Below are 4,703 nucleotides of genomic sequence, written 5' to 3'. Positions count from 1 at the left end.
GCCGGCCTGTCAGCTGGTTGATCTGCTCTCGAATCAGTCGTTGTTCGTAAAACCCGTCACCCAGCCGTTTTTGAATAGTGGCTGGGTCGAACTTCAGCCGGTCCAGCAGGTAGTCGGACGATAACCAGGTCTTATAGTTGGTAAAGGTCGGGTCGGTTTCAACCACATAACGCGAGGTTGCGCCGCCATCCACCACAAACAGCTTGCTGGTGGGCAGGCGCGGGTTGGGTGTGAGGGTTCGCACCACGACCGGCGGACTCCCCGGCGCAACCGGTGTCGCAACGGTATGAGTTGGTGTGGCAGGGGCGACGGCATTGGTCGCCACGGTTGTGCCTACTACTGGTACGGCCCCTGTGGCCGAGAGGGGCTTGGGCGCGGCCAGTTCACTTTGGTTGACCTGTTGCCAGTGCTTGGCCTGTACGTCACGCTCACCGGCTCGAAGCTGATCCAACAACGCCCGTGCACTCAAGGTAGGGGCAGGTTCCGAACCCGCACTATTGGGAACCGGTGTGGTTTCTAATGTAATGTCGGCTGTCTGCCCAGTCACACCGGCCACGGCAGTAGACGGCACGGTTGTATTGCCGGACGGTGCGCCCGTCAAAACGATGTCAGAAGCAATACCCCCCACTGCGGCATCTGCCATTTTCCCCGTCACACTGGCCACGGCAGAAGATGACAAAGCAGAATCAGCGGAAGTCAGGGTCGTCGAAGAAACGGTGGGTTTGACCGCTGTTGGGCCGGCCACACCATTGACCGCCGCGACCTGTGCACCACTGGCTTGACCCGGCGCGACCAAGCCACCGACCCCGGCCACCGCACTACCCGCTGCTTGGCCACCGCCCGCCGCTGTCGACTTGACCGCGGTGCCATGGAGGTTGGCATTGCTGGCAACTGCCCCGACAGATACCGGCTGACTGGGGTCTATCGGCTTGTCCACATTGACTGTGGCATGCTCTTTGATGATGCCTAGGGTAGCGGCGGTTTCCTTCCTGATAGGTGCGGGTCTATAGGGAATGGCAGCCTGCCATGGCTCAACCCACTTCCCTCGAAGACCCTCCGTACCGACTTCTTTGATTTCCGTAAATGAAGGTGCTGACTTATTTTCAATCGCACTCAATCCACCCGTTATCCGGCCGCCGACAATAATGGTGCCGTTATCATTGACGATATGGGCATTCTGATTATTGAATGCCCCACCGACATTGATACAGGCAAGTCGATCAACAGTCACCTCACTCTTGGTGATGGTACGCGTATAGTTACGCACAGCGGACACGTCAGAACGGTCATAAAAGGTTGAGGAAACGCGTCTGAAAACGATATCTTTCCCGCCATGTTGCTCGTAATGAAACTGTCCCGTGTTGACTTCCCATCGGCCATTACGGGAAAAATCAACTTCGAAGATTGCTTCGTCGGTTACCGTTTCTTTATGTGATACCCCCTCCGAAATATTCTCCAGCTTGCCCTGCATCGAGAGGTTGCCCCCGATATCGATGCGTGTTGCCAGATTTTTGACATCCCCTTTAAACGTGGCGTTGCCCAGTGAAACGATTTCAGCCCCGGTGCGGTTCTGCAGTTGCTGCATGGTCACCGACAAATCACCGCGCGAGGCAATCACCCCGCCGCTATGGTTATCCACGCTGCCTGTACCGGGCAGAATGGCGATCGTGTCACCATAAATCCGGCCCGAGTTTGACAACTCCCTGGCTTTGAGTGAAACGGTATTGCCATTGATTAACCCGATGTTTTCCAGTCGTTCAGAAATGTCCAGGCTCAAGGTATTGGCAAAGATCTTGCCTGCGGACTCATTCTTCAGGTTGGATGCAAAGATATTCAGGCCATCCTGGGCGCTAATCGTGCCGGCATTACTCACCTTGCCGGCTACTCGGTAGGTTACCGAGCCATCGGCCGCAACCACCCCCTGATTGACATAGTCGCCTGCAAAAGCCAACTCAACCGCCCCGTGGGATTTAATTTTCCCATCTGCGGTAAAGCGGGCAGCATCCAGCTTCAGTGCCCCATCGGCCAGTAATTGGCCATCGGTATTGATCAGGTCGGGGGTGGTGATCCTCAGCTGGTTTTTGGCCGAGATCTCGCCTGACTGGTTATTCACCTGTGCGGCATTTATCGTGACGTGATGGTTCGCCCGCAGGTAGCCGCCCTGATCATTGCGCAGTGCGCCGCCGATCTTGACGACCAAATCCCCCGCATCCACTTTGCCAGCTTGGTTGTTCATATTGGCCGCGGTGAGTGACAGCGTATGACTACCCCGCAGCAAGCCGCCCGCGCTGTTGTTCAGCATACCGGACGTGGTGATCTGCGTTGTGTGAGCGGCGTCTACCGTCCCACCACGGTTATCCAGGCTAACGGCTTGCAGGCTCACGTTCCCTACCGACACCAGCTGCCCACCCCGGGTATTGTCGATCGCCCCCCCGGTTGCTGCGGTCAAAGTCTTGCCTGCGCCGATATAGCCTGCCTCATTGGCTATACCCGCCCCCGCTTTTAGGGTGATATCGCCGAATGCCACCACACCATGGTCGGTACCGCTGTTGCGGTTTGTCAGCATTCCGGTCAGCGCATCCAGGTGCAGCTTTTTTCCCGCCTGAATCAGACCGCGGCTGTTATCCATACCCTGAGCTTGCGCCCAGACATTGCCTCCCGCCTGCAGTTTGCCATCGCGATTATCGAAGTGTGTCGTGGCGGTGAGCTTGATATCCTGGCTTGCCACCAGCTGAGCACGACGGGTATCAATTGCGCCGGCCCGAGCCGTTAAGTCGATGCTGGTGGCACTGGCGCGCAGTGTTTGCAGGTCGAGGCTGTTGCTGTTCAACAGTAAATTCTGTCCTGCCATCAGCTGGGCAGGTAACACCACCGTGTTCTGTGCCTGAACAGAAAGATTCCCCTGTGCAGAAAGCTGGCCATTGCGCGCCATGCCGGCCGCAAAAACTGCCGACGAGGTCGCGGACAGATCCGCCATCTTGAGGGTGAGGTTATGACCCGCCGCGGTCGTTCCAGACGCCGACAGCCTGCCCGCCACCGCGATATCTGCATTCCCTGCAGCATAGATAGTGCCCGCATGCTCCACACTGCCTGCTGTCAGCGATAACGATTGTCCCTGCAGTTGGCCCGCATTGAGCAATGCCCCGCTGGTGGTCATCGTCAAATTGGCCTGATGACTGCGAATGGTGCCTTGCCCATTTAGCCATTCTGCCGCCGCCAGATTCAGGTTGCCATTGGATTCAACCATCCCCTGGTCATTGTTGGCACCGCCCGTAACGGACATGGTGAGCTCATTCAGTGCGCTGATAGCTCCCGTTTGATTGGCCAGTTGATGGGCGCTAATCGTGCTGTTTCCCCCTGCGCGTATTTCACCGGCACGGCTGTTGTCGAGCAGCCCCGCCACCTTCACGGCCAGCGACTTATCTGCGGCGGCGGTGATCTTGCCATGCAGGTTGCTTACACTCCCCGCGGCGAGGTGAAAGTCGCCATTGCTGGTCAACTGGCCGCGCGAATTATCCAATGCGCCGGCGACGGTGATGTCGGTCGCGCCGCTACCACTTTGTATTACCTTGCCATCGACATTACTCAGGCTGGCAGCGTGCAGCTTGATCTGTTTTGCATGGACTTGACCCTGGTCAACGCTAACCTTACCCCCGGTGAACGCCAGTAAGCCATTGCTGGCAATCTGGCCACGGGCGCTATTCAGGTCGTTCGCCTTTAGATTAAAGGTGCCGGTACCCGCATGCTGAAGCTGGCCTGCTACATTGCTGAGGGCATTCGCTTGTAGGCTGAAGTCCACCCCATTGCTGGCAATCAGGCCGGCGTCATTATTTAACGATTGCAACGTCAAGGTGCTGGCCACTGCGCCCGTCTGGACCAGTTTGCCGCCTTGATTGTGCAACTGCCTGATTTGGACATCGAACCCACCGCCCTGCAGGGTGCCCAACTGGTTATACAACTGGTTGGCGTTGAGTTTCAGGGTACCCGTCGATGTAACAGCGGCTTTCTGAGTATCGATCTCCCCGGCTTGCAGCGAGATGTGCGCAGCACTCACTGTGCTGTCGTTCAAATCAATCCGCCCTGCATTTACGCCACCCTCACCAATGCGCGCGGTGAATTGATTGCCGGCTAGGGCTTTGCTGTGGACGGCGATGGTCTGCCCAGCCGTCAACGTCAGGTTGCCCAGATTGCTTAGGGCACCATCGGTATTCAGACCAGCCGCCAAAACACTGCCTGCTTGGCTGGTCAGTGTTTCATCCGCGTTGATCTGCAGGTCCGTCCTGCTCGCCATCGTACCGGCATTGTCCAGCTGCACCAGTTTGAAGGTCCCCACGCCTTGGCTGTAAATCGTCCCGGCATTACGCAGCACACCAGCCTTGACGTCCAGCGTCTGGCCGCTTTGCAGCTGGCCCTCGCCGTTGTGCAGCGTCCCGGAGGCAATCAGGTCAAGCGCGCCGGTGGACTGAATCACGCCTTGGTGGTTATTGATATCTGCGGCTTGTAGTGCTACACGCTCTTGCGCCGCTATCTGACCTCCCTCGTTATGCAGTTCGGTCGTCAGTCGTGCATGGAGTGTTTTACCTGCAGAGAGCTGACCCAGCTGGTTCTGCAGTTGCTGGGCGGTCAGGTTGAGTTGACTGCCAGCGCGAATTTGCCCTGCCGCCTGGTTATCGACGTCGCCAGCGGTCAGGCTGAGGGTGGTG

At 57.7% G+C, this 4,703-nt stretch carries 1 protein-coding gene; it reads right to left on the bottom strand.

All coding sequences use genetic code 11. The features are described from left to right. Positions 1-4,703: beta strand repeat-containing protein (locus CSQ89_RS20035; RefSeq protein ID WP_143747110.1), on the bottom strand; the 4,703-nt coding region annotated here is incomplete at both ends.

It is taken from the genome of Chitinimonas sp. BJB300 (genome assembly GCF_002735695.1).
GTDB lineage: Bacteria > Pseudomonadota > Gammaproteobacteria > Burkholderiales > Chitinimonadaceae > Chitinimonas.
Note: the sequence above shows the minus strand (reverse complement) of the source record. Positions and strands in the feature narration are given on the sequence as shown.